Origin of the sequence: Faecalibacterium prausnitzii (assembly GCF_003287495.1) — a bacterium.
GTDB lineage: Bacteria > Bacillota > Clostridia > Oscillospirales > Ruminococcaceae > Faecalibacterium > Faecalibacterium prausnitzii_I.
In genome coordinates this window covers 368,069-391,754 of sequence record NZ_PRLE01000001.1, presented here as the reverse complement: position 1 = coordinate 391,754, position 23,686 = coordinate 368,069, and the positions used below count along the sequence as shown (strand labels likewise).

General features: G+C 61.0%; 21 protein-coding genes and 1 tRNA gene. 18 read left to right on the top strand and 4 right to left on the bottom strand.

The window, feature by feature from the left end; genetic code table 11:
• Window positions 1-4 precede the first annotated feature (4 nt).
• The 4 genes from C4N22_RS01850 (at window position 5) to C4N22_RS01835 (ending at window position 5,033) form a co-directional block, all read left to right on the top strand.
• On the top strand, window positions 5-670 hold the full coding sequence (locus tag C4N22_RS01850; protein WP_022257756.1) for a DUF4956 domain-containing protein: 666 nt from the start codon (window positions 5-7) through the stop codon (window positions 668-670).
• Entirely contained in the window at window positions 663-2,003 is a 1,341-nt protein-coding gene (locus C4N22_RS01845) for a DUF4832 domain-containing protein (RefSeq protein WP_181567147.1), read from the top strand. Before C4N22_RS01850 ends, C4N22_RS01845 begins: the two co-directional genes overlap by 8 nt.
• Window positions 2,004-2,064: 61 nt before the next feature.
• Entirely contained in the window at window positions 2,065-3,780 is a 1,716-nt protein-coding gene (locus tag C4N22_RS01840; protein WP_112147791.1) for a PASTA domain-containing protein, read from the top strand.
• Window positions 3,781-3,824: 44 nt separating this feature from the next.
• Complete coding sequence (locus tag C4N22_RS01835) at window positions 3,825-5,033, top strand: GNAT family N-acetyltransferase (protein WP_112114733.1); 1,209 nt, start codon at window positions 3,825-3,827, stop codon at window positions 5,031-5,033.
• A 129-nt stretch (window positions 5,034-5,162) separates the two neighbouring features.
• Here C4N22_RS01835 and C4N22_RS01830 read toward each other — a convergent pair whose 3' ends face one another.
• Window positions 5,163-6,008, bottom strand: coding sequence for a MurR/RpiR family transcriptional regulator (locus C4N22_RS01830; RefSeq protein WP_112147790.1), 846 nt, complete (start codon window positions 6,006-6,008; stop codon window positions 5,163-5,165).
• Window positions 6,009-6,463: 455 nt separating this feature from the next.
• Between C4N22_RS01830 and C4N22_RS01825 the strand changes: the two genes are divergently transcribed.
• The 9 genes from C4N22_RS01825 to spoIVA all read left to right on the top strand — a co-directional run bounded on the left by C4N22_RS01825 (window position 6,464) and on the right by spoIVA (window position 15,611).
• Window positions 6,464-7,828: an ABC transporter substrate-binding protein gene (locus C4N22_RS01825; RefSeq protein WP_112114735.1), complete on the top strand. Its 1,365-nt coding sequence runs from the start codon at window positions 6,464-6,466 to the stop codon at window positions 7,826-7,828.
• A 114-nt stretch (window positions 7,829-7,942) separates the two neighbouring features.
• Entirely contained in the window at window positions 7,943-8,869 is a 927-nt protein-coding gene (locus C4N22_RS01820) for a carbohydrate ABC transporter permease (RefSeq protein ID WP_181566960.1), read from the top strand.
• A 14-nt stretch (window positions 8,870-8,883) separates the two neighbouring features.
• Window positions 8,884-9,852: a carbohydrate ABC transporter permease gene (locus C4N22_RS01815; protein ID WP_112147789.1), complete on the top strand. Its 969-nt coding sequence runs from the start codon at window positions 8,884-8,886 to the stop codon at window positions 9,850-9,852.
• A 164-nt stretch (window positions 9,853-10,016) separates the two neighbouring features.
• Window positions 10,017-10,946: a dihydrodipicolinate synthase family protein gene (locus tag C4N22_RS01810; RefSeq protein ID WP_022257748.1), complete on the top strand. Its 930-nt coding sequence runs from the start codon at window positions 10,017-10,019 to the stop codon at window positions 10,944-10,946.
• 102 nt (window positions 10,947-11,048) lie between these two features.
• Window positions 11,049-11,516 carry a YhcH/YjgK/YiaL family protein gene (locus tag C4N22_RS01805; protein WP_022257747.1) on the top strand — a complete coding sequence of 156 codons (468 nt, stop codon included), beginning with the start codon at window positions 11,049-11,051 and terminating at the stop codon, window positions 11,514-11,516.
• A complete protein-coding gene (locus C4N22_RS01800) occupies window positions 11,516-12,220 on the top strand; it encodes an N-acetylmannosamine-6-phosphate 2-epimerase (protein ID WP_112114979.1) in 705 nt (234 codons plus the stop codon). The genes C4N22_RS01805 and C4N22_RS01800 overlap by 1 nt, the downstream gene beginning before the upstream one ends.
• 24 nt (window positions 12,221-12,244) lie before the next feature.
• Entirely contained in the window at window positions 12,245-13,174 is a 930-nt protein-coding gene (locus C4N22_RS01795) for an ROK family protein (protein WP_022257745.1), read from the top strand.
• Between the two features lie 15 nt (window positions 13,175-13,189).
• The gene (locus C4N22_RS01790; protein ID WP_112147788.1) at window positions 13,190-13,828 is read left to right on the top strand and encodes a GDSL-type esterase/lipase family protein; all 639 of its coding nucleotides are present in this window, start codon (window positions 13,190-13,192) and stop codon (window positions 13,826-13,828) included.
• Between the two features lie 301 nt (window positions 13,829-14,129).
• Window positions 14,130-15,611, top strand: a complete 1,482-nt coding sequence (gene spoIVA / locus C4N22_RS01785; RefSeq protein WP_112148010.1) for a stage IV sporulation protein A — start codon at window positions 14,130-14,132, stop codon at window positions 15,609-15,611.
• A gap of 71 nt (window positions 15,612-15,682) precedes the next feature.
• Here spoIVA and C4N22_RS01780 read toward each other — a convergent pair whose 3' ends face one another.
• Window positions 15,683-15,964, bottom strand: coding sequence for a DUF2508 family protein (locus tag C4N22_RS01780; protein ID WP_112147787.1), 282 nt, complete (start codon window positions 15,962-15,964; stop codon window positions 15,683-15,685).
• A 208-nt stretch (window positions 15,965-16,172) separates the two neighbouring features.
• On the opposite strand from C4N22_RS01780, the gene C4N22_RS01775 reads away from it, so the two are divergent.
• From C4N22_RS01775 to C4N22_RS01755, 5 genes are all read left to right on the top strand, one after another.
• Window positions 16,173-16,246: transfer RNA gene (locus C4N22_RS01775), tRNA-Gln, on the top strand.
• A 101-nt stretch (window positions 16,247-16,347) separates the two neighbouring features.
• Window positions 16,348-17,271, top strand: a complete 924-nt coding sequence (locus C4N22_RS01770) for a haloacid dehalogenase-like hydrolase (protein ID WP_112147786.1) — start codon at window positions 16,348-16,350, stop codon at window positions 17,269-17,271.
• A gap of 160 nt (window positions 17,272-17,431) precedes the next feature.
• Window positions 17,432-17,578: a six-cysteine ranthipeptide SCIFF gene (scfA, locus tag C4N22_RS01765; protein WP_005926683.1), complete on the top strand. Its 147-nt coding sequence runs from the start codon at window positions 17,432-17,434 to the stop codon at window positions 17,576-17,578.
• 60 nt (window positions 17,579-17,638) lie between these two features.
• Window positions 17,639-19,090, top strand: a complete 1,452-nt coding sequence (scfB, locus tag C4N22_RS01760) for a thioether cross-link-forming SCIFF peptide maturase (protein WP_112147785.1) — start codon at window positions 17,639-17,641, stop codon at window positions 19,088-19,090.
• Between the two features lie 5 nt (window positions 19,091-19,095).
• Complete coding sequence (locus tag C4N22_RS01755) at window positions 19,096-20,529, top strand: amino acid decarboxylase (RefSeq protein ID WP_112148009.1); 1,434 nt, start codon at window positions 19,096-19,098, stop codon at window positions 20,527-20,529.
• 51 nt (window positions 20,530-20,580) lie between these two features.
• Here C4N22_RS01755 and C4N22_RS01750 read toward each other — a convergent pair whose 3' ends face one another.
• A complete protein-coding gene (locus tag C4N22_RS01750) occupies window positions 20,581-23,157 on the bottom strand; it encodes a heavy metal translocating P-type ATPase (protein WP_112147784.1) in 2,577 nt (858 codons plus the stop codon).
• A 47-nt stretch (window positions 23,158-23,204) separates the two neighbouring features.
• Complete coding sequence (locus C4N22_RS01745) at window positions 23,205-23,555, bottom strand: metal-sensing transcriptional repressor (RefSeq protein WP_112147783.1); 351 nt, start codon at window positions 23,553-23,555, stop codon at window positions 23,205-23,207.
• Window positions 23,556-23,686 lie beyond the last annotated feature (131 nt).

The window sequence follows — 23,686 nt, the reverse complement described above, 5'->3', positions numbered from 1 at the left end:
CTTTATGAGCACAAAAGACTTTATCAAGAAATCCGTCCTGAACGCCTTTACCCAGTACGACGCGCCCAAGCTGGCCGTGGCGCTGCTGGCGGCGCTGGCGCTGGGCATCCTCATCTATCTGGTCTACCGCAAGTTCTACACGGGTGTGGTCTACTCCCGCAGCTTTGCAGTCACGCTGGTGGGCATGTGCGTGCTTACCTGCATGGTCACGCTGGCCATCAGCACCAACGTGGTCATCTCCCTTGGTATGGTGGGTGCGTTGTCCATCGTCCGCTTCCGCACTGCCGTCAAGGACCCGCTGGACCTGCTCTACCTGTTCTGGTCCATCACCACGGGCATCACGGCAGGCGCGGGCATGTACGCGCTGGGGCTGGTCACGGCGGTTGTCATGATCGGCATGATCTACCTCTTCTCCCACTGGCAGGCCAAAGGCCGGGTGTACATCGCCGTGATCCACTATGCGGGCACGGAGGCCGGGGACAACATCGTCCGGGCGCTGGGCCGCATCAAGTTCGTCGTCAAATCCAAGACCATGCGGGGCGAGAACACCGAGATGGCCGTAGAGGTCTTCTGCAATGACCCCAACGTGGAGTTTGCAGACCGCGTCCGGGCGGTGGAAGGAGTGCAGGATGTCACACTCATCCAGTACAACGGGGAGTATCATGGCTGAATTGGCCAGCCTGCTGGCCGCAGGGCTCTTCCTGCTGGGAATGGGAGGCTCCATGCTGAAAAACGCCGCGACACAGACCAGGATTTACACGCCGGATGAAAGCGCGTTCCCCAACGCGCAGATCGGCTATGCCCCCATGACCGACAGCGCCTATGCCCAGGATTCCCTCCTGCGGTATGTGGAGCTGCGCTGGCGGGAGGTGGAGCCCCAGGAGGGCGTTTACGCCTGGGATGCTCTGGACGCCCAATACGGCTTCCGTGACCTGCGGGCCCGGGGCATCCATCTGGTGGTCCGCTTCGTCTGCGATGTGCCGGGGCAGGAGAGCCACATGGACATCCCGGACTGGCTCTACGCCCAGACCGGCGATGGCAGCTGGTACAGCACCGATTACGGCAAGGGATACTCCCCGGATTACAGCAATGCCGCGTTCCGGGCCGCCCACCGCCGGGTGCTTGCCGCCCTGGGCGAGCACTTTGGCACCGACGGCTTTGTCACCTATGTGGAGCTGGGGAGCCTGGGCCACTGGGGCGAGTGGCACATCAAGACCGGGGAGGGGCTGGTCCCCATGCCCGGCGAGGCCATCCGGGACGAATACGTCGCGGACTATGAGGCCGCGTTCCCCACGGCAAAGCTGCTCATGCGGCGGCCATTCAACATCACGGCGGCCCACGGCCTGGGCGTTTACAACGATATGACCGGCCACGGGGAAGACACCGCCGAGTGGCTGGGCTGGCTGCAGAACGGCGGCTGGTACGGCGAGGAGCCCAACGCCCTGGCCCCCATGCCCGCGTTCTGGCAAAGCGCCCCCGTGGGCGGCGAGTTCACCAGCTCCATCCCCATGAAGACGATGCTCCGCAGCCAGCTCTCCCAGACCGTGGAGCTGGTGCAGCAGTCCCACATGAGCTTCCTCGGTCCCAAGGTGGCGGAGGAAACGTACCGCGGCGGATACAATGCGGTGCTCAAAAACCTGGGCTACCGCCTCCGGGTCACTCAGCTCACCCTCACCCCGGGCCCGGGCGGCACCACGGTCACTTTGACGATCCGGAATGACGGAAACGCGCCGTTTTACTGGGACTGGAGCACGAACCTGTATCTGGAAGACGCGGCAGGGAATACCCTGCACACCCTCCCGCTGGGTTTGAGCCTGCCGGAGCTTCTGCCCGGGCAGGAGCAGACGATCTCCGTCACGCTGGAGGGGGTGCGGCTCTCCCTCTCCGGGAAAAACGGCGGCCAGAGGCTCACCCTCGGCATCGTGGACCCCATGACCGGCCGCGACGCCGTCCGCTTCGCCATGAAGACCAAAATCCGCAATGGCCGGGCGGTGCTCATTTGATTTCCCATCCGCGATATGCTACAATAAAAGGCACTACAACACGCCGCAAGGGGGAACCACCATGGACGCAAAACGGATATGCCCGTACTGTATGCAGGAGCTGGACGCACCGGAACCGGTCTGCCCTCACTGCGGGCGGAGCCTGACCGGACGCAACCCGTCGGGCAGCCTCCCGGTGGGCACCGTGCTGGCAGGGCGGTACACCGTGGGCGAGATCCAGAGCATCGACGGTGAGGGCATCCTTTACCGGGGCGTGGAGAACAAGGGCCGCTTCCGGGTCACCGTCAAGGAGTATATGCCCCTGACGTTGGCCGCCGAGCGGGGCCGGGACTGCCATTTACGCCCCAAACCCGGCAGCGAGGTGCTGTTCAAGACCACCCGGATGGATTTTGCGGACCTCTACCACGCCATCCAGCGCATCACCCCGGCCAACGGCCTGGAAGCCGTGCTGGACGTGTTTGAAGAGAACAATACCGTCTACGCCGTGATGGAAAACCCCGGCGGACGGCCCCTGCAGAAATGGCTGGAAGATCACCCCGGCCCCGTGGAGCCTGCCGCCGCCTGTGCCATGCTGCAGCCCGTATTTGAGGGCGTGGCGGCCATGCACGAGGTGGGGCTGGTGCACCGGGGCATCTGCCCGGCCAACATCCGGGTGCTGGACAATGGCCGGGCCCGGCTGACGGGCTACGCCACCGTGGGCCTGCGCACGGCCGGAAGCGGCCTCCACGAGCAGCTGTACGAGGGCTTCTCGGCCCCGGAGCAATACTCCACCGCCGAGTTTGAGGGCCGCTATACCGATGAATACAGCCTTGCCGCCGTCTTTTATCGGATGGTCTGCGGCCTGAGCCCGGTGCCCGCCGCCCAGCGGCTGGTGTCGGACTCCAACCCCAAAGCCCGCACCGTCAACCCGGCCCTGCCGGTCTACCTCTCGGACGTTTTGCAGTACGGCCTGCGGCTCAAGCCGGTGGAGCGCATCCAGACCGTGCCCCAGCTGTTCAAGGCCCTGTCCTCTCAGGAGTACACCCAGGAGCTGGCCCGCACCATGAAGCCCGAGACCGCCCCGGCGGCAAAAGACCCCGGGGATGACACCCACCTGCTCAGCCTGCGCAACCTGCTGGCGGCCATCCTGATCTTGCTGGCCGTGCTCACCCTGCTCGCGGTCTGGGGCTTTGTGAGTACCCACCTGCCGGAACAGGGGGCTTCGTCCGTCACCACGCCCGAGAGCGTGCCGGAGGAGCCCAGCATCACCGAGCCCGCCAATCTGGTGCCCGATTTCGTGGGGCTGGATTATGACGCTCAGGTGCGGAACAACCGCAGCTATGTGGGCGATTATCTCTTCTATGTCACGCTGGAATACAGCGACACCGTGGCCGAGGGCAAGATCATCCGGCAGGAGCCCGCGGCAGGGGAGCTGCTGGAAGAGGGCGGCACCATCAGCCTGGTGGTAAGCAAGGGCCCCGAGATGATCGAGATGCCCAACGTCATCGGCTTTACCCAGGAGGGAGCCGTGAAAGAGCTGGAGAGCAGGGGCCTGGTGCCCAGCTGCTTCATGGTGGTCAACGACGGCTCCTATGCGTCGGGATGCGTCGTTTCCTGCAGCGCCGAAGCGGGTACCAGCGTGGAGGCCGGGAGCGTCATCGTGGTGTATATTGCCGCGGACCCCAGCGTGGAGAATGTCCCGGCCACCCCGGAGCAGCCCGCCGCCTCCGATAACACCGCCACCGCCGACGGCAGCGGGGAAGCCCCCGCCGGCTCCGTTGAATACGACACGGACTGAGTAAAATACGGGAAAGTGAAAGAACGAAAGGAGGCAATCATTCCATGAACTCCGCAGAGCATTACACCACGCGCTATCTGGAAACGGACGACCTGGATCAGTATAACGCCCTGCTCCGCTACACCTTTCAGGTGACGGAGGAGGAACTGACGGCTACAGGCTGGAAAGACGATGAGATCAAGCAGTCCAAATTCCCGGTGCTGGAACGCGCCGATGTGCTGGGCTGTTTTGACGGCGATACCCTCGTCTCCCAGTTCGCGGTCTACCCGCTGAAAATGAACATCTACGATGAAGTCTACCACGTCGGCTTCGTCACCAGTGTCTGCACCTACCCGGAGTACACCGGGCAGGGCATTATGAAAAAGTTGATGATCCAGGGCCTGACCCGGATGTATGAGGAGGGCAAGACGTTTGCGCTGCTCTACCCCTACTCCATCCCGCTGTATCATCACCTCGGGTGGGAAATCGTCTCCAATAAAATTTCGTTCAACATCAAGGACCGGCAGATCCCCACCAAAGTCCAGGCCCCGGGCTATGTCCGCCGGGTAGCGTGGGATAACACCGATTTCCATGAGCTCCATTCCCACTTTGCCTCCGTCACCCACGGGTGCCTGTTCCGCAATAATCTGGCCTGGGAGGAATACTGGCGCTGGGATGAGGACGACACCAACGTGGCCGTCTACTACAACATGAAAGATAAGCCCTGCGGCTATATGGTCTACCTCATCAAGAACGATATCATGCATATCAAGGAGATGATCTACCTCAACCGCGAGGCACAGAAAGGCCTGTGGGAGTATATCCACGCCCACGACTCCATGATCGACGAGGTGCATGGCAATACTTACTTTAGTGAACCCATCGCCTTCGAGATGGACGATGGCGACATCAAGGAGAGCATCCGCCCCTACGCGATGGGCCGCATCGTGGATGTGGAGAGCTTTTTGGAAGATTACCCCTGCGACCCCGATGGCGGCGAGCTCTGCATCGACCTGGAAATCGAGGACACCCTGCTGCCCTGGAATAACCGGACGTTCACCGTCCGCTTTGCCGATGGTCACTGCAAGGTAGTGAATGCCCCGGCGGAGTATAAGCTGAAAATGGGCATCGGTACCCTCTCCACCCTGTTGCTGGGTTATAAGACCGCCGACCGTCTCTATGAGCTGGAGCGCATCGAGGGCAGGGAAGAGGCCGCCGAGCGCCTGGACGACGTGCTCTTCCACAAAATTCCGTATATTTCGGATTACATTTGATTTTTACGCGGTATCATAAAAAGAAAAAACTTCCGAACTGGAACGGTCACGTTCCGGCATTCGGAAGTTTTTTTTCGTAAGGGGGAAACCTCTCAGTCTCGCATTCGCTCGACAGCTCCCTGGCGCGATTTACAACAATTTCATCGCCACGGCTTCACTGGTGCGGTCCTGTGCCGTGTTGGCGGTCTCGGGGTCGTCCATCATGTAGCGCAGCAGCAGCACCTCGCCGACATAGAGCACCGCCACCTTGATGGGGATGCTGCCGGAGTCCAGCGGGCTCTCCTGCGCCCCGCACAGCAGCACTACATCCGCCAATGCCGCGCCGGGGGAGTCCTCGTAGTGGGTCAGTAAAATGATTTTGGCTCCGGCGTCCTTGGCCGTGCGCAAGGTCTCCATCATGTCGCGGGTGGCACCGGAGTAGGAAACAAAGAGCACCACGTCCTCCGGGCCCATCAGGCTGGCTGTCAGTAATTGCAAATGACTGTCGCCCGCCGTCCGGAACTTGGTGGAAAGGCTGGAAAAGCGGGCGCAGATGTCGTTGGCCAGTAACATGCTGCCGCCCTGCCCGAAACAGAATACCTGCTTTGCCGCCCGCATCAGGTTGGCCGCTTCGTCCACAGCCTCGGTGGAAAGGGCGTTCTGGGTGCCGTTGATGGCTGTCATAAAAAGGGCGTGGGCATGGTCGCAGAGGGTGGCCGTGGTGGCCCCGGGCTGCAGCTCCTGATGGTTGACCATGCTGCCAGTGGCGTTGGCCTGGGCCAGGGCAATGCGCATCTCGTGGTAGCCCTCAAAGCCCAGTGCCCGGCAGAAGCGGAAGACCGTGGCCTCGGCCACATTGCACTCCTTGGCGAGGGAAGAGATGGAGAGGTACTGCGCTTCGTCGGCGTGCTGGAGCAGATAATCCGCTACCGCCCGGCCGGACTTGGTCAGCTCGTCCTGCCGCTGGTGCAGCAGATCCCAAAAGTTGATCGACATGATTTGATTACTCCTTATAAAGCAGGGGAGCCGGGCTCCCGCTGCACTGTTCTTACACCTGTTCCATAAAAAGTATAAAAGAATTCCGCCCGGTTTACAAGTGGGGCTTTGCCCACAAATGTACCCGGTTTTCTGTGCAGAGCATCCAAAAATTTGTGAAAAGTGATACTTATTCCTGAAAAAGTCTTTCAAATTGGCTGAAAAATAATTTTCATACCCCGTGAACGAGATGAAACTGAAATGGTTACAAAATAAAAACAATTGGGGACAAAATTGGACAAAGTGCTAAAAAACAGGATGTATCCCAGAAAGTTGTGCGAGATGCACAAGAAAATAATTTTTTAATTAGACAAGCGGCTAATGGACAAAATGAAAATTATTTTCTATAATAAGGCCAATGAACAACGGCCCGCCGCACGAGGGGCCGCACCGTGATAAAATAAGGAGAAACTGTTATGAAAAAAAGTATCTCTCGCCGCTCTTTCCTGAAAGCCGTTGGCGCGCTCAGCGCGGCAGGCGCTCTGGCCGCATGCGGCGGTTCTTCTACCAGCACAGCTGCTTCCACCGCTTCTTCCGCTGCCCCGGCTGCCTCTGCCGAGGCTTCCGGCAGCGCCGCCGCCAACATCAAGCTGTGGACATACCCCATCGGCGGCTGGGGCAAGGATGAGACCGTTCAGGAAATCATCGCCAGCTTCAACGCCAAGTACCCCGATATCAAGGTCACCGTGGAGTATCTGGATTACACCAACGGCGACGACCAGGTCAACACCGCCATCGAGGGCGGCAGCGCGCCCGACCTCATCATGGAAGGCCCCGAGCGTCTGGTGGCCAACTGGGGTGCCAAGGGCGTCATGGCTCCGCTGAACGACCTGTGGACCGACGATGCCAAGAAAGACATCTATGAGTCTGTGGAATCCGCCTGCAAGAACGACGCCGGTGATTACTACGAGTATCCCCTGTGCATGACCGCGCACTGCATGGCTGTCAACATGACCAAAGTGAAGGAAGTGGGCGCGGACAAGTACATCAACACCGATACCCACACCTGGAGCACCGATGACTTCCTGGCTACCGTGGATGCCCTGTACAAGGGCGGCTACGAGAACGTGGCAGCCATCTACTGCAGCGGCCAGGGCGGCGACCAGGGCACCCGCGCCATCATCAACAACATGTACGGCGGCACCTTTACCGATGCGGCCCACACCAAGTACACCGCGGATTCCGCTGAGAACATCAAGGCCATCCAGACTCTGCACGACGCCGACGGCATCAACTTTGACGCTTCCATCAACGGCGGCGAAGAGATCACCCTCTTCCGCAACGGCACCCTGCAGATGGCATTCTGCTGGAACATTGCCCAGCAGCTCAACACCGACAACAACGACGCCGGCCTGACCAACAGCGGCGATGAGATCTTCCCCATGGCATTCCCCACCGCAAGCGGCGACCCGAAGCTCTGCGGCGGTATCTGGGGCTTTGGCATCTTCAATAACGGCGATGACGCCAAGATCGAAGCAGCCAAGACCTTTATCGACTTCATCGCGGCCGACCCCGATCAGGTGGGTGCAAGCGTTCTGGCTTCCACTTACTTCCCGGTCCGTGCAAGCGTGGGCGACATCTACGCCGGCAACGAGATCATGAGCGAGTATAGCAAGTTCATGAACTACCTGGGCGATTACTACCAGATCACCCCGGGCTGGGCAACCGCCCGTACCGAGTGGTGGAACATGCTCCAGCGTGTTGGCACCGGTGAGGATGTGACCACTGCCGTCAAGACGTTCTGCGACAACGCCAATGCAGCCGCTGCTGCCGAGGCATAACGAGCCTGCCTGAGGGCAGATCAAGGTAAACTTTGTGCCCCTCCCTCGAACATCCCGGCGAGGGAGGGGCATTTTGTGTAAGAAACCGGTGCACATGCCGGAAAGAAAGGTTTGGTGATTTTTTTGGCAGCAAAGACTGTAAAGATCGAAGAGCCAAAACGCAGCAGCGCACTGGTCCGGCAGGAGACCATTGCCTCCTACCTGTTCCTGTTGCCCAGCCTGATCTTCTTCCTGGGGTTCGTCATCTATCCCATGGTGCTCTGCGTGGTCACAAGCTTCTTTGACTCCACCATGAACCGTGCCGATGTTTTCGTGGGCCTGGCAAACTATAAAGAACTGTTCAGTGACCCCGTCTTCATTGGCGCGCTCAAAAATACGTTCATCATCGTCATCGTCTCGGTGCCCGTCACCTGCGCGTTCTCGCTGTGGGTGTCCTCCGCCATCGTAGACCTGCCGGAGTGGGCCACCAGCCTCTTCCGCTGCGTGTTCTACCTGCCGGTGGTCACCGGCTCCGTGGCCGTTACCGTGGTGTGGAAGTGGATGTACAACAACTACTACGGCATCTTCAACTACCTGGGCAAAGCCGTCGGCCTCATTGATAAGAACATCAACTGGCTGGGCGATGAAAAATACGCCCTGGGCTGCATCATCCTCATCCTGCTCACCACCTCGGTGGGCCAGCCCATCGTCCTGTACGTCTCCGCCCTGGGCAACGTCGATCAGTCCATCGTGGAAGCGGCGGAGGTGGACGGCGCGAACGATTTCCAGGCGTTCTGGAAGATCAAGTGGCCCGCCATCATGCCCACCACCCTGTACATCCTGGTCATCACCACCATCAACTCGTTCCAGTGCTTTGCGCTGATCCAGCTGCTGACGTCCGGCGGCCCCAACCACAGCACCGATACCATCATGTACTACATCTACTACACCGCGTTCAAGCTCTACCGCTACGGCTACGGCAACGCCATGGGCGTGGTGCTGGCGGTCATCATTGCCATCCTGTCGGCGGTCCAGTTCAAGCTGGGCAACCAGGATAATTAAAGGAGGTGCCGGAAATGAGTGCAACTGCAAAAAAGCAAAAGCCCTTAAAGCGTCACCCCAGCAAACTCAAGCGGATGAGCGCCTACATGATCCTTGCCATCATCCTCATCAGCATCATGGCGGTGCTGTTCGCGTTCCCGCTGTACTGGATCATCACTGGCTCGTTCAAAACGGGCGCGGCCATCAACTCCACCACCCCGGAGTGGTGGCCCGGTGAGTGGGTGCTCACCAACTACCAGAAACTGTTTGCGGGCAAAAGCGCTCCGCTGTGGCAGCTGGCCGTGCCGTTCGGCAGCCGTTTCAGCGCCGACGGCGAGCCCATCTACTTCTCGGTCGGCCCCACCGTCCCGGCGGCCATCCGCTGGATGGTCAACACCGTCTTCATGGCGGTCGTCTCCATGATCCTCACCTGTGCAACGGCTGCCATGGCAGGCTATGCACTGGCCAAGAAGCGCTTCGTGGGCCGCAAGCTGCTGTTTACCCTCATCGTCTGCGCCATGGCTCTGCCCAAGCAGGTCATCCTGATCCCCCTGCTGCGCGAGATGAGCTCCCTCAACCTGTATAACACCATCTGGGCGGTCATTTTCCCCATCGTCGGCTGGCCGTTCGGCGTCTTCCTGATGAAGCAGTTCAGTGAGGGCATCCCCACCGAGATGCTGGAAGCGGCCCGCATCGATGGTGCCAGCGAGGCCAAGACCTTTATCAGCATCGTGCTGCCCATGGTCAAGCCGGGCATCGGCGCGCTGGCCATCTTCACGTTCATCAACAGCTGGAACGACTACTTCATGCAGCTGATCATGCTGTCCAGCACCAGCAACCTGACCATCTCGCTGGGTATTGCCAAGCTGCAGGCGGAAAACAGCACCGACTTCGGTCTGATCATGGCCGGTGCCGCGCTGGCCGCTGTGCCCATCATCATCATCTTCCTCATCTTCCAGAAATACTTTACCAAGGGCATCGCAATGGGTGCCGTTAAGGGCTAAAGTTGCGACCACTGCCAGCGGCAGAAACAGGGAGCAACTTTTGGCGCCGCGGTCTGCAGGATGCAAGGCCCATTCAAGGGCCGAAGCAGACGCAGGGCACCGCAAGAGGGCGCTGAAACCGTTAACCAAATGAGAAACGTTTGAAGCTTTAAGGAGCGAATAGTATGAAAGACTTAACCAAATACTGCGGCGTCATCCCCGCCTTCTATGCCTGCTATGATGCAGAGGGCAATATTTCCACGGAGGGTGCGAAAGCCCTGACCCGCCATCTGATCGCCAAGGGCGTCAAGGGCGTCTATGTGGGCGGCTCCTCCGGTGAGTGCATCTACCAGCACCCCGATGAGCGCAAGAAGCTGCTGGAAGCTGTCATGAGCGAGGCCAAAGGCAAGATCACCGTCATTGCCCATGTCGGCTGCAACAATACCGCCGACAGCGTGGAGCTGGCAGCCCATGCCGAGAGCGTGGGCGTGGACGCCATTGCTTCCATCCCGCCCATCTACTTCCATCTGCCGGAGTATGCCATTGCCAAGTATTGGAATGACATGTCCGCTGCCGCCCCCAACACGGATTTCGTCATCTATAACATCCCCCAGCTGGCAGGCACCGGCCTGACCATGAGCCTGCTGCATGAGATGCTCAAGAACCCCAACGTCGTCGCCGTCAAGAACAGCTCCATGCCCACCCAGGACATCCAGATGTTCAAGGATGCCGGCATCGCCGCCCGGGGCGAGGGCAGCTTCGTGGTCTTCAACGGGCCGGATGAGCAGTTCGTCTCCGGCCGCGTCATTGGTGCCGACGGCGGCATCGGCGGCACTTACGCCGTGATGCCCGAGTTGTATCTGGCCATGAACGACCACATCAACAAGGGTGAGATCGAAAAGGCCCGCGCCATCCAGTACGATGCCGACCGCATCATTTATAAGATGTGCGAGGCCCACGGCAACCTCTACGCGGTGCAGAAAGAGATCCTGCGCCGGATGTACGGCCTGGAGCTGGGCGGCGTCCGCGCTCCCATGCCCAACCTGGCCTGCGAGGACGAGAAGATCGTCGCGCAGGCACAGGCCATGATCGAGGCCGCCATCGCAAAACTGTAACCCCTGTTCCCGGAAACCGCGCCCCCTCTCCGTCTCATTTTTGAGGGGAGAGGGCAGGCGCTGTTTCTGGTTTTATCACAACACAAAAACGGAGAAAACATCATGATCTGCGATACGCTGGAACACCTGAACCGCTACCGGGGCTTCCATGAAAACCTCGATACCGCCATTGATTACCTCACCGCCTACTGTGTGGGCCACACCCTGGCCGACCTGCCACTGGGCCGCACCGAAGTGGACGGGGAGAATGTCTTCATCAATGTGATGGAGGCCGACCTGAAACCGGGCGAGGGGGCAAACCCTGAGTACCACCGCCGCTATGCGGACCTGCAAATCGACATCACCGGCGGCGAGGGCTGGGGCTACGCCACGGCTCCCGGCGAGGAAGTCGGGACGTTCACGGGGGACATCGGGTTCCAGAACAGCCCGGACGCCGTCACGGGTTCGCTGGGGGAGGGGCGGTTCGTCCTGTTCTTCCCCGGAGAGCTGCACAAGCCCGGCGTGGCCCGCCCGGAGTGCACGAAAGTGCGCAAAGCCGTCGTCAAGATCAGAATGGAGGACAAAGCATGATGGACAAAGAAAAACTGTTTGCACAGATCAAGGGCGGCCTCATCGTCTCCTGCCAGGCATTGGAGACCGAGCCCCTGTACACCAAGGAGGGCGGTGTGATGCCCCTGATGGCCAAAGCCGCCGCCATGAGCGGGGCCGTGGGCATCCGGGCCAACACCGTGCGGGACATCACCCAGATCAAGCAGGTGGTGGACCTGCCCGTTATTGGCATCATCAAAAAGGACTACCCCGGCACGCCCATGTACATCACCGTCACCATGAAAGAAGTGGACGAGCTGGTGGCCTGCGGTGTGGATATCCTGGCTGTGCAGGGCACTGCCGCCATCCGCCCCAACGGCATGACCTCCCCGGAGTTCATCAAGGCCATCAAAGAGAAATACCCGGACCAGCTGCTCATGGCCGACTGTGACAACGTGGAAAACGCCCTGGCCTGTGCCGCTGCCGGCGCGGACTTTGTGGGCACCACCATGCGGGGCTATACCCCCGAGACCGAGGGCTGCGACGACATTGATTTTGATTTCGTCCATACCCTGGCCACCCAGTGCCCGGCCAAAGTCATCGCCGAGGGCCACATCCACTACCCGGAGCAGGCCGTCAAGGCGCTGGAAGCCGGTGCCTTTGCGCTGGTGGTGGGCGGTGCCATTACCCGCCCGGCCGAGATCACGGCCCGCTTTACCGGTGCCATCCACGCCATGAACAAATGACAACAAAAGGAAAGGGAATGCTGGATGAAACAGTATCTTGCCATTGACATCGGCGGCACCAGCGTCAAGCTGGGCCTTGTGGACGAAACGGGCGGCATCCTTGCCAAAGCCGAGGAGAGCGTCAGCTTTGACGGCTGGCAGACTCCCATCCTGACCACGGTGCTGGCCGCTGCCGAGCGGTTCCTCACCGCGCGGGGGGAAGACCCGCAGGCGCTGGAAGGCATCGGCGTTTCCGCCACCGGCCAGATCAACAGCCATACCGGCGTGGTGGCGGGCACCTGCGGCAACCTGCCCAACTACATCGGCAGCCCCATCAAGGAGCAGCTGGAAGCCAAATTCCACCGGCCCGTCACTGTGGCCAACGACGCCAACTGCATGTGCCTGGGGGAAGTCTGGGTCGGCGGGGCAAAGGGCTATACCGACGTCATCGGTGTCACGCTGGGCACTGGCGTCGGCGGCGGCATCCTGACCGGGGGCCGCCTGCTGGAGGGTGCCCGGGGCCTGGGTGGCGAGATGGGCCACTACCGTACCCACGCCCAGCACGGCCTGCTTTGCACCTGCGGGGCGGTGGGCTGCTGGGAGCAGTACGCCTCCACCACGGCTCTGGTGCGGGGAGCCCACGCCATTGACCCCAACCTGAAAGATGGCCGGGCTATCTTTGCGGCGGCCGAGGCAGGAAACCCGCTGGTGCTCGATCTCATCGACCGCTGGACGGACGAGATCGCGCAGGGGCTGGCGGGCATGGTGCACATCTTCAATCCGCAGCTCATCCTGATCGGCGGCGGCGTCAGCGCGCAGGAAAAATTCCTCATCGAGCCGGTGGCCGCAAAGGTCCGGCGCTCCATCATGCCCGCCTTTGCCGAGGGGCTGGAGATCCGGGCGGCTCAGCTCCACAACGACGCCGGAATGGTAGGCGCTGTGTATTATTTCCGCCAGACTATGGAAAACACCTGAACAGGAGGAACTACCATGAAAAAACATGTTCTCTGCCTGGGTGACAGCAACACCCACGGCTACTGTGCCGACCCGACGGACTGTGCCGACGGCGGGATCCGCTTCAATGAGGAGGAACGCTGGACCTGCCGCCTGCAGACCGCGCTGGGCAGCGATTATTTCGTCACCGAAGAGGGCCTCTCCGGCCGGACGACCGTCTTTGTAGACCCCATCCACGAATCTATGGACGCCCTGAGCGCCGCCTACGCCCTCCTCAAGAGCCATGAGGTCATCGACCTGCTCATCATCATGCTGGGCACCAACGACGTCAAGGAGCGCTTTGGAGCCAACGCTGCCTGTATCGCCGCGGGTCTGGAACGGCTCATCCTCAAGTGCAAGAGCGTGGACTGCTGGGGTGCCAAGGCCCCCAACATTCTGGTGGTGGCCCCGCCCCGTATCAAAGAGGGCTTCCACGACCCCGTCATGGGCGAGGGCTGTGTGGAGAGATCCGCCGGTGTGGCGGAGCAGTTCCGCGTCATCGCCGAGCGGCAGGGCGCGCACTTTCTGGACGCCGAGGGCTGCGAGTTCAATCGGATCGACTTTATGCACCTGACCCGCCATGGCCACGCTCAGCTGGCGGAAAAGCTGGCAGAGCTGGTGCCGACTTTATTGTAAAATTTTCCTCCTCGCCAGAGGCTCTCCCTTTGGGAGAGCTGGCGCGTTAGCGCCTGAGAGGGCGAGCCTGGCAAAGAAAAACACGCAAACACAGCGATACGCACTCTGTTTGTCAGAGGCAGTGTATCGCTGTGTTTTTGCTTTTTGACAGCATCCTAGCCCTCTCCGTCACCTGCGGTGACACCTCTCCCAAAGGGAGAGGCCTTGGCAAAGCGGGAAGCAGCAGTTATTTTTTGAAAGATAGCCGCATAAACTTTGCTAAAACAGGACGAGAGGGGAGAGCACTTTGGAAAAGCAGGAAATGCTGGAGCAGAACGCGGTCTGCCGGGAGATCGGTGCACGGACGGGCGGCGACATCCTCATCGGGGTGGTGGGGCCGGTGCGGACAGGAAAGAGTACATTCATCAAGCGGTTTATGGAGCAGCTGGTGCTGCCTGCCATGGGGCCGGAGGCCGCCCGCCTCCGCGCCCGGGATGAGCTGCCTCAGTCGGCGGCGGGGCGTACCATCATGACTACCGAGCCCAAGTTCATCCCGGAAACGGCAGTGCCGCTGGCACTGGAGGGCGGGGGCGAGTGCCGGGTGCGCCTCATCGACTGTGTGGGCTACATGGTGGAGGGGGCCATGGGCCACGAGGAGGATGACAAGCCCCGGATGGTCAAGAGCCCTTGGTTTGAGGAGGAGATCCCCTTTGACCTGGCGGCAGAAACGGGTACCCGCAAGGTCATCACCGACCACTCCACCATCGGCATCGTGGTCACAACGGATGGCTCCATCAGCGAGATCCCCCGGGAAAGCTACCTCCCGGCGGAGCAGCGGGTGGTGCAGGAGCTGGAGGCGCTGGGCAAGCCCTTTGTCATCCTCCTCAACAGCACCCACCCGGACGCCCCGGAGACCCGGGCCCTGGCGGCCGAGTTGGAGCAGAGCTATGGCCGCAGCGTGCTGGCCGTCAGCTGTCTGGACCTGGATGCCGCCGCACTGAACACCATCCTGCAAAAGGTGCTGTATGAGTTCCCGGTGCGGGAGCTGGATTTCGCGCTGCCCCGCTGGGTGACCATGCTGGACAAAGGCCACTGGCTCCAGACGGAAGTGTACTCTGCCGCCATGGCCTTTTCCGAGCAGGTGACCCGGATGAAAGACCTCTCTGCCTTCGGCGGGGCCGCGCTGGCCTGTGACGCCGTCCAGCAGACCGCTCTCAGCGGGATGAACCTCTCTGACGGCATCGTCCGGGTGACGGTGATCCTGAAGCCGGAAGTCTTTTATCAGGTGCTCAGCGAGCAGACCGGGCTGGAGATCGGCGACGAGGCCGGGCTGATGCCCTGCATCCTCTCGCTGGCAAAGGCCAGCCGGGAGTACGAGAAAATTCGTTCCGCCCTCGAGCAGGTGGAGGCCACCGGGTACGGCATCGTCATGCCCACCATTGACGAGCTCTCGCTGGAACAGCCTGAGATCGTCCAGCAGGGCGGGCGGTACGGCGTCCGGCTGGAAGCCAGCGCCCCCTCCATCCAGATGATGAAAGCCACCATCCATACCGAGATCAGCCCCATCGTGGGGACCGAGAAGCAGAGCGAAGATTTAGTCCAGAGCCTTTTGCAGGATTTTGAGAGCGACCCCGTCAAGCTGTGGGAGTCCAATATCTTTGGCAAAAGTCTGCACGAGCTGGTCAACGACGGGCTGCAGAACAAGCTCTTGCACATGCCGCAGGAAGCCCGCACCAAAATGCAGGAAACGTTGGAGCAGGTCATCAACGAGGGCTGCACCGGCCTCATCTGCATCTTACTTTAAACAAAAACAGCCCCCGGCGGGAGTTCCGTCGGGGGCTGCTGTCATTTCAGGCTGATTTCCCATGAGGAACATCAACCCAGTGGCTGATACTTCTGCAAGACCGTGTGGAGCCCTAGTTCCCGGGCGCGGGAAAGTAAGTAACGGTAGCGGGCCAGCAGGGCCTGCCGCTCGTAGATGCGCTGCTCGATGAGGTCTGTGTCCGTTTCCAGATCAAACATCATCTCGTTGCGGCGCAGACAGAACAGGCACTCTTTCAGTTCCTCCTCCAGCTCCGGGTGGTAACGCTCGTGCTCCGTGTCCCGCGGGATGCGGCTGGAAAGCAGGGTCTGCGGCTTTTGTGCGGCTTGTACCATAGGATGTCCTCCTTTTTGTTTTTGCATCTGCTGGTTTCCAGTATATGCAGCGGGCACAAAAAGGATGACATTTCAGGGCACTGTGCACGGCTCCGCGTTGATTTTTCAAAAAGTGCAAATTTTTTCAAAAAACCGCTTGACAAAGACGCGCGTTTTCCGTATAATAGCACACGTTGAGCGGCTCACCCCGCAAAACAAAACAGAATATTGGGGATTTGCATAGTGGTAGTGCGGTAGACTCTGACTCTACTTGTGGGAGTTCGATTCTCTCATCCCCAACCAGTCTGGCCATCCGGTAATAATCGGGTGGTTTTTTTGTTTGTCTTGTAAAAGCCCCCTGCCCTGTCGTATAATAAAAGAAAAACAAAAAGGGAGAACCCACTATGGCAAAACGAATGCTGGATTGCTGCGCTTCGGATTTTGCGCAGTTCACCAAGGCTGACCTGCTGGAGTCCATCCAGAAGAGCGAGGGCCGGGTCATTGCCTGCGAGACCATCGGTTCGGTGCAGCCGCTGCTGGGCAATGTGACCAACGCGGAGTTTGCGGCCTCCATGGGGGCGGATATCCTGCTGCTGAATCTGTTTGATGTGCAGCAGCCCGTCATCCACGGCCTGCCGCCGGTGGAACCGGGGGAGACCATCCGCCTGCTGAAAAAGCTCACCGGGCGGCCCGTCGGCATCAATCTGGAGCCCGTGGCGGATGACGCGGAGATCGAGACGGACCCCATGTGGGCCATGTCCGCCGGGCGTCGGGCTACGGTGGAGAACGCTCTGCGGGCCAAGAAGCTGGGCATTGATTTTGTCCTGCTCACGGGCAACCCCGGCGTCGGTGTCACCAACACAGCCATTGAGCAGACGCTCCGCCGTTTCAAAGAAGCCGTCGGGGACAGCATCGTCCTGGCGGCAGGCAAGATGCACGCGGCGGGGATCCTTTCGGAGGCGGCGGAAAACATTATGACAGAGCAGGACATTGCTTCCTTTGTGGAGGCCGGAGCCGACATCATCCTCCTGCCTGCCCCCGGCACTGTGCCCGGCATCACGCAGGAGTACGCCCAACGCCTGATCACATGCGCCCACCAGAACGGCGCACTGACCATTACTTCCATCGGCACCTCGCAGGAGGGCGCTGACACCGACACGATAAAGCGCATTGCCCTCATGTGCAAGATGGCGGGCACCGATATCCACCACCTGGGCGATACCGGTTACTTCGGGATGGCCCTGCCGGAGAATATCATGGCCTACTCCATCGCGGTGCGGGGCGTGCGGCACACTTACCACCGGATGGCCTGCTCGATTGCAAGGTGAAGCGTGACAGAAGCTTGGGGAGCTTTCCCAAGCGGTGATGGTGATAAAAGCCCCCTAAAAATCTTGACATCAGCCCCCGTGCGTGTTATCATACATAAAGATAACATGGTGTGCGGGTGGTTCCGTGCACGAAACTATGGAGCTAGAGAGGTTTTCTATTATGGAACGTATTAAGACTATCGCTACTCGTGACCTGACTAAGAGCGTTAAGACCGGCGGCTGCGGCGAGTGCCAGACTTCCTGCCAGTCCGCTTGCAAGACCTCCTGCGGCGTGGCTAACCAGCAGTGCGAGAACAGCAATAAGTAATTTTTGCAAACCTTATGCCGCCTTTGCCGGGCGGCATTTTTTTATGGTATGGAGGTAAAAATGGTACATCAGTATCAATTGAATGGATATAACATCGTGCTGGATACCTGCAGCGGTTCCGTACATGTGGTGGACGATGTGGCGTATGATGTGATCGCCCTGTATGCAGACCACACCCCGGACGAGATCGTGTCTGCCATGATGAAAAAATATGGCGACCGGCCCGACGTCACCGAGGGAGACCTGCGCCAGTGCATCGATGATGTCACCGCCCTGAAAGAGGCGGGCAAGCTGTGGAGCCCGGATGTCTACGAGGATATGGCATTTGACTTTAAGAACCGCAACACTGTGGTCAAAGCTCTCTGCCTGCATGTGGCCCACACCTGTAACCTGAACTGCTCCTACTGCTTTGCTTCCCAGGGCCGTTATGAGGGCGAGCGTGCCCTCATGAGCTTTGAGGTGGGCAAGCGCGCCATGGATTTCCTCATTGAGAACAGCGGCACCCGCTGCAACCTCGAAGTCGATTTCTTCGGCGGTGAGCCGCTGATGAATTTCGATATGGTCAAAAAGCTGGTGGCCTACTGCCGTGAGCAGGAGAAGATCCACAACAAGAATTTCCGCTTCACCATGACCACCAACGGCATGCTCATCGACGACGATGTCATTGATTTCTGCAACAAGGAGTGCCACAATGTCGTTCTGAGCCTGGACGGCCGCAAGGAAGTCCACGACCGCTTCCGCAAGGATTACGCGGGCCGCGGCAGCTATGATGCCATCGTGCCCAAGTTCCAGGAGTTCGTCAAGAAGCGCGGCGATAAAAACTACTACATGCGCGGCACTTACACCCACTTTAACACGGATTTTACCAACGACATCTTCCACATGGCCGACCTCGGCTTTACCGAGCTGAGCATGGAGCCCGTGGTCTGCAAGCCGGACGATCCCAGCGCCCTGACCGCGGAGGACCTGCCCATCCTCAAGGAGCAGTATGAGATCCTGGCCAAAGAGATGATCAAGCGGGACCGCGAGGGCCGCGGCTTCACGTTCTACCACTACATGATCGACCTGACCGGCGGCCCCTGCATCTACAAGCGCATTTCGGGCTGCGGTTCCGGCACCGAGTACATGGCCGTTACCCCCTGGGGCGACCTGTACCCCTGCCACCAGTTCGTCGGCGACCCCAAGTACCTCATGGGCGATATCTGGAAAGGTGTCACCAATACCGAGATCCGGGATGAGTTCAAGCACTGCAACGCCTATGCCCGCAAGGAGTGCAAGGATTGCTGGGCCAAGCTCTACTGCTCCGGCGGCTGTGCGGCCAACGGCTACCACGCCACGGGCAGCATCAAGGGCGTGTATGAGTACGGCTGTGAGCTGTTCCGCAAGCGGATGGAGTGCGCCATCATGATCAAGGTGGCCGAAAACCAGGAGCTGGCTGCCCAGGGCATCGAGGTGCCCATTGAGATCGGCGGCCAGTGCAATGCCTGCGCCACCGGCGAAGCCTGCGAATGAGCTCCATGACCGCCCCCATCGTGGATTTTGTGCGGCAGTATGCGCAGTCCGGCACCAGCCGCCTGCACATGCCCGGCCATAAAGGCCAGCCGTTTCTGGGCTGTGAGGCCTGGGATATCACCGAGATCAAAGGGGCCGATGAGCTGTATGAGGCCGAGGGCATCATTGCCCGGAGCGAGGCAAATGCCACGGCCCTCTTTGGCACGGCGCGCACTTATTACAGTACGGAGGGTTCGTCCCAGTGCATCCGGGCCATGCTGGCGCTGGCGCTGCGGAGGGCTCCCAAAACAGGGAAGCGTCCGGTGCTGCTGGCGGCCCGCAATGCCCACAAGGCCCTGCTTTATGCCGCCGCCCTGCTGGATTTCGACATCCAGTGGCTCTGGCCGGCCCCGGAAGCATCCGGGGCGCTGTGCAGCTGCCCGGTGACGCCGGAGGCCCTGCGCAGGGCCCTGCAAACGCAGGCAGAGCAGGGGACACGGCCCTTTGGCGTCTACGTCACCAGCCCGGATTATCTGGGCAGCGTGCAGGATATCGCCGGGCTGGCAGCCGTCTGCAAGGCGCGGGGCGTGCCCCTGCTGGTGGATAACGCCCACGGGGCTTACCTGCACTTTCTGCCCGGCGGCAGCCGCCACCCCATTGCACTGGGGGCGGCCATGTGCTGCGATTCCGGCCACAAGACTCTGCCGGTCCTGACGGGCGGGGCCTACCTGCATCTGGGCCCGGATGCCCCCGTGCAGGACGAGGCAACCGTCCGCAATACCCTCAACCTCTTTGGCTCCACCAGCCCGTCTTACCTCATTTTGCAGTCGCTGGACCAGTGCAACGCGGTGCTGGCCGGGGATTACCGGGCCCGGCTGGCCGGGTGCTGTGCAGCGCTGGAAGCCCTGCGCAAAGCCCTGAATGAGACAGCTGCAGCCCACGGGGCTGTGCTCCCGCTGGCGTTACCCGGGGATCCCCCGGACCGGGAGCCTCTCAAGCTGACGCTGGATGCCGCCGCGCTGGGCTGTTCCGGTCAGGCACTGGCCGAGGTGCTGCGGCAGCATGGCATCGAGTGCGAGTATGCCGACCCGCGCTATCTCGTGCTGATGTTCACGCCGGAGAACCCGCCGCAGGATTATGACCGCCTGCGGGAGGCCATCACCGCCTGCTGTACGGCCCGCCCGCTGGGCAGTGCCCCGACGGAAGAAGACACTGCTGGAAACTTTGCGGCCCTGGCCCGGGAACTGGCGGAAAAGGACCCCCGGTGCACCATCCGGGAGGCCATCTTTGCCCCGCAGGAGGTCGTCCCGGCAGAGGAAGCCCTGGGCCGTGTCTGCGCCATGCCCACCGTCTCCTGCCCGCCCGCCATCCCCATCGTGGTCAGCGGGGAAATGGTCAGCAGAGAGGCCGTTACGCTGATGAAGCGCTACGGCGTTGCAAACGTCGCTGTCATAAAATGAAAAACACCGCTGAGATTTTGTCCTCAGCGGTGTTTTTGCGTCTTGGCAGGCTTATTCGATGCCGGTCACTTGGTAGTCCTGGTCTTCCACGGCCTTTTTCAGGGTCTCGTTGGAGACCTCAGCGGACAGGGTGACGATGGCGGTACCGGCAGTGTGGCTGACGACCGCCTCGCTGACCTCGGGCAGGGCTTCCAGTGCTTTCTTGACGCGGGCCTCGCAGTGGCCGCACATCATGCCCTCAACATGCAGAGTCTTTTTCATGGTAGGATCCTCCTGGTTGGAATTACTCTCTTTATCTTCAGCCGGAGCCTCAGCCACGGGGGCAGAGGAGGCGGCGGGAGCCGAAACGGGGTTGACCTTGCGGTCGTGCTTGGTGCTGTGGACGTCAAACAGGTTCAGCCGCAGGGCGTTGCTGACCACGCAGAAGCTGGAAAGGCTCATGGCGGCGGCACCAAACATCGGGTTGAGCGTCAGGCCCAGCGGGATGAAGACACCGGCGGCCAGCGGGATGCCGATGATGTTGTAAATGAACGCCCAGAACAGGTTTTCGTGGATGTTGCGCAGGGTAGCGCGGCTCAGACGGATGGCGGCGGGCACGTCCGAGAGCTTGGAGTTCATCAGCACCACGTCGGCGGCGTCAATGGCCACGTCGGTGCCCGCGCCAATGGCGATGCCGGTGTCGGCACGGGTCAGGGCCGGGGCGTCGTTGATGCCGTCGCCCACCATGGCCACCTTGCCGGACTCCTGCAGCCTGCGGATGACGGCTTCCTTGCCGTCGGGCAGGACCCCTGCGATCACTTCATCCACGCCCGCCTGTCTGCCAATGGCATCGGCGGTGCGCTGGTTGTCGCCCGTTAGCATCACCACCCGGATGCCCATGTTCTGCAGCTCCTGGATGGCCCGGGGGCTGTCCTCTTTGATGGTGTCGGCCACGGCGATGACGCCCATCAGCCTGCCCGCCCCGCCAAAGAAGAGGGGCGTTTTGCCCTGCGCGGAAAGGGCGGCGGCGTCATTCTGCAACGCCTCGGGCACCTCCACCTTGGTGGCAATGAAGCTGGCGTTGCCGCCAAAGATCTCCATGCCGTCCAGTTTGGCGGAAAGGCCGTTGCCGGGCAGGGCAGTAAAGTCGGTGACGTCGGGGCATGCGATGGTCTCAGTCTCGGCATAGGCCAGCACGGCCTTTGCCAGCGGGTGCTCGCTCTTCTGCTCCAGAGAGGCGGCCAGGGTCAGCAGCTCGCTCTCGGTCACGCCCTCCGCGGGGAGGATGTCGGTGACCTTGGGCTCACCGCTGGTGATGGTGCCGGTCTTATCCAGCGCCACGATCTGGGTACGGCCAGCAGCCTCCAGCGAAGCGGCCGTTTTGAAGAGGATGCCGTTCTTGGCACCCAGGCCGTTGCCCACCATGATGGCCACCGGGGTGGCAAGGCCCAGCGCGCAGGGGCAGCTGATGACCAGGACGGAAATGCCGCGGGCCAGTGCATAGCCCAGCTCATGGCCCAGCAGCAGCCAGACGATGGTGGTGAGCACGGCAATGGAGATGACGGCGGGCACAAAGAAGCCGGAAACGGTATCGGCGATCTTGGCGATGGGAGCTTTGGTGGCGGCGGCGTCGCTGACCATCTTGATGATCTGGGCCAGGGTGGTGTCCTCACCCACGCGGGTGGCCTGGCACTGCAGGAAGCCCGACTGGTTGGTGGTGGCGGCACTGACCTTATCGCCCTCGGCCTTGTCCACCGGGATGCTCTCGCCGGTCAGGGCACTCTCGTTGACGGCGCTGATGCCCTCCAGCACGATGCCGTCCACGGGGATGTTCTCACCGGGGCGGACGACGAAGACATCGCCTTTCTGCACCTGCTCAACGGGGACGACCACTTCCGCGCCGTCCCGCAGCAGGGTGGCAGTTTTGGGAGCCAGCTTCATCAGGCTCTTGAGGGCATCAGTGGTCTTGCCCTTGGAGCGGGCTTCCAGCATCTTGCCCACGGTGATGAGGGTCAGGATCATGGCGGCGGATTCAAAGTAGAACTCCATCATATAGTGCATGACGAGTTCGTCATTGCCATCTACCTGAGCACGGGTCATGGCAAAGAGGGCGTAAGTGCTCCACACAAAGCTGGCCATGGAGCCCAGGGCCACCAGCGTGTCCATGTTGGGCGCGCCGTGGAGGAGGCCCTTGAAGCCGTTGAGGAAGAACTTCTGGTTGATGACCATGACGATGCCGGCCAGCAGCAGCTGGACGAGGCCCATGGCAATGTGGTTGCCGTCAAACCAGTGGGGGAGGGGCCAGCCCCACATCATGTGTCCCATGGAGAAGTACATCAGCACCAGCAGAAAGCCCAGCGAGGCGATGAGCCGCCGCTTGAGCTTGGGCGTCTCATGGTCGGCCAGGGCGTCCAGATCGGCGCTGGTGCTGTGGGCAGCGTTGCTGGCCGCACCCTTGGGGCTGGCACCGTAACCGGCGTCCTGCACGGCTTTGAGGATGGCCGCCTCGCTGGCCGTGCCCTCCACGCCCATGGAGTTGGTCAGCAGGCTTACCGAGCAGCTGGTCACACCCGGCACTTTCTTTACGGCCTTTTCCACCCGGGCAGAGCAGGCTGCACAGCTCATGCCCGTAACGTTATACTGTTCCATTGTGTTGGTTCCTCCTGTCGCTTGGAACGAAGATGCCCCGGCGGGGCTTATTTCATCAGCTTGGGCAGCAGCTTGAGCAGCTCGTCCAGCTTCTCGTCCTGCCCGGCCCGCAGGTCATCCGCCACGCAGGTGCGGATGTGCTGGCCCAGAAGCTCGCGGGTGAAGCTGTTCAGCGCCGAGTTGGCCGCTGCCACCTGCACCAGAATGTCGGCACAGTAGACGTCTTTCTCCACCATGCCCCGGATGCCTCTGATCTGCCCCTCAATGCGGCTCAGGCGGTTGAGCAGGGCTTTGTGTTCCTCCGGCGTGCGCACTTTGTGGCGGCAGCAGCAGGCATGGGGAGCGGCTTCCGTTTCTGCCTCTGGCGGTTCTGGCACGGCGCGGCATTCTGCCGCCATTTCCGCAGGTTCCGGTGTGGCAGCCTCAGCCGCTGCCGCACAGTGCGGGCAGGCGGGGGAAGCGTGCTCCCTGTGTTCCGATGGTTCCGACATCGTATCTCGCTCCTTTCTGGTTTGAAGAATTACCCCAT

What these genes read in the sequence shown, in the direction of transcription:
- C4N22_RS01850 (WP_022257756.1), top strand. Translation starts at nt 5, where the DNA reads ATGAGCACAAAAGACTTTATCAAGAAATCCGTCCTGAACGCCTTTACC.
- C4N22_RS01845 (WP_181567147.1), top strand. Translation starts at nt 663, where the DNA reads ATGGCTGAATTGGCCAGCCTGCTGGCCGCAGGGCTCTTCCTGCTGGGA.
- C4N22_RS01840 (WP_112147791.1), top strand. Translation starts at nt 2,065, where the DNA reads ATGGACGCAAAACGGATATGCCCGTACTGTATGCAGGAGCTGGACGCA.
- C4N22_RS01835 (WP_112114733.1), top strand. Translation starts at nt 3,825, where the DNA reads ATGAACTCCGCAGAGCATTACACCACGCGCTATCTGGAAACGGACGAC.
- C4N22_RS01830 (WP_112147790.1), bottom strand. Translation starts at nt 6,008, where the DNA reads ATGTCGATCAACTTTTGGGATCTGCTGCACCAGCGGCAGGACGAGCTG.
- C4N22_RS01825 (WP_112114735.1), top strand. Translation starts at nt 6,464, where the DNA reads ATGAAAAAAAGTATCTCTCGCCGCTCTTTCCTGAAAGCCGTTGGCGCG.
- C4N22_RS01815 (WP_112147789.1), top strand. Translation starts at nt 8,884, where the DNA reads ATGAGTGCAACTGCAAAAAAGCAAAAGCCCTTAAAGCGTCACCCCAGC.
- C4N22_RS01810 (WP_022257748.1), top strand. Translation starts at nt 10,017, where the DNA reads ATGAAAGACTTAACCAAATACTGCGGCGTCATCCCCGCCTTCTATGCC.
- C4N22_RS01805 (WP_022257747.1), top strand. Translation starts at nt 11,049, where the DNA reads ATGATCTGCGATACGCTGGAACACCTGAACCGCTACCGGGGCTTCCAT.
- C4N22_RS01800 (WP_112114979.1), top strand. Translation starts at nt 11,516, where the DNA reads ATGGACAAAGAAAAACTGTTTGCACAGATCAAGGGCGGCCTCATCGTC.
- C4N22_RS01795 (WP_022257745.1), top strand. Translation starts at nt 12,245, where the DNA reads ATGAAACAGTATCTTGCCATTGACATCGGCGGCACCAGCGTCAAGCTG.
- C4N22_RS01790 (WP_112147788.1), top strand. Translation starts at nt 13,190, where the DNA reads ATGAAAAAACATGTTCTCTGCCTGGGTGACAGCAACACCCACGGCTAC.
- spoIVA (WP_112148010.1), top strand. Translation starts at nt 14,130, where the DNA reads ATGCTGGAGCAGAACGCGGTCTGCCGGGAGATCGGTGCACGGACGGGC.
- C4N22_RS01780 (WP_112147787.1), bottom strand. Translation starts at nt 15,964, where the DNA reads ATGGTACAAGCCGCACAAAAGCCGCAGACCCTGCTTTCCAGCCGCATC.
- C4N22_RS01770 (WP_112147786.1), top strand. Translation starts at nt 16,348, where the DNA reads ATGGCAAAACGAATGCTGGATTGCTGCGCTTCGGATTTTGCGCAGTTC.
- scfA (WP_005926683.1), top strand. Translation starts at nt 17,432, where the DNA reads ATGGAACGTATTAAGACTATCGCTACTCGTGACCTGACTAAGAGCGTT.
- scfB (WP_112147785.1), top strand. Translation starts at nt 17,639, where the DNA reads ATGGTACATCAGTATCAATTGAATGGATATAACATCGTGCTGGATACC.
- C4N22_RS01755 (WP_112148009.1), top strand. Translation starts at nt 19,096, where the DNA reads ATGACCGCCCCCATCGTGGATTTTGTGCGGCAGTATGCGCAGTCCGGC.
- C4N22_RS01750 (WP_112147784.1), bottom strand. Translation starts at nt 23,157, where the DNA reads ATGGAACAGTATAACGTTACGGGCATGAGCTGTGCAGCCTGCTCTGCC.
- C4N22_RS01745 (WP_112147783.1), bottom strand. Translation starts at nt 23,555, where the DNA reads ATGGCGGCAGAATGCCGCGCCGTGCCAGAACCGCCAGAGGCAGAAACG.